This is a genomic window from Paenisporosarcina sp. P4_D4, assembly GCF_056401835.1.
Genome location: NZ_JBFUIO010000383.1, coordinates 1 through 784, shown reverse-complemented (window position 1 = coordinate 784; position 784 = coordinate 1). Strand labels below are relative to the sequence as shown.

General features: G+C 42.5%; 1 protein-coding gene. It reads left to right on the top strand.

Annotated features, from left to right (window positions below; translation table 11 throughout):
• Positions 1-783, top strand: a 783-nt coding sequence (locus AC1DSL_RS18985; protein ID WP_477533443.1) for a RecQ family ATP-dependent DNA helicase, incomplete at its 5' end; no start/stop codon positions are given.
• Between the last annotated feature and the right edge of the window lies 1 nt (position 784).

Below are 784 nucleotides of genomic sequence, written 5' to 3'. Positions count from 1 at the left end.
ATGCAGGATCAAGTTGAACAGCTGAAAAAAATGGGGGAGAGGCGAGTCGTTGCGGTAAATTCATTTTTGACTCCTCCTGAAAAAAATGCGCTTTTGCAGAGAATGGAAACATATAAATTCATTTTTCTATCACCAGAAATGATGATGCAAGAACAAGTGAGAGCTAAGTTAATGACCATGAAGATTTCTTTAGTTGTTGCAGATGAAGCTCATTGCATATCACAATGGGGATTCGACTTTAGACCGGACTATTTGCGATTGAGTGATTGGTTGTCTTTTAACGGACGCCCTCCAATCCTTGCGTTAACTGCGACAGCGACACCAAAGGTTATTGAAGATATCACCACTCAATTGAATATGCGCCAGCCATCAATCCATATCCAAGCACTCGATCGACCAAATATTCGTTATGAAGCGGTTGAAGTTGATTCCCTGGAGCATAAGTTTGATCTTATCGCAGAACAAATAGAGCGCTTTACCGGTCCGGGAATTCTGTATACGCAATCACGTAGAAAAGCAGACGAATATGCTCTGAAATTAAATGCGAAGGGCATCCGTATTGCCTCCTACCATGCAGGAATGGAACAAGTCGACAGGATGTTTATTCAACAGCAGTTTTTGAATGGTGAAATTGATTGGGTGTGTGCGACAAATGCCTTTGGAATGGGTGTACATAAAGATGATGTGCGGCAAATCATTCATGATCATTTTCCGTCATCGGTTGCCAATTACGCTCAGGAAGTTGGGCGTGCAGGAAGAGATGGCCTTGATAGATGGCCTTGAT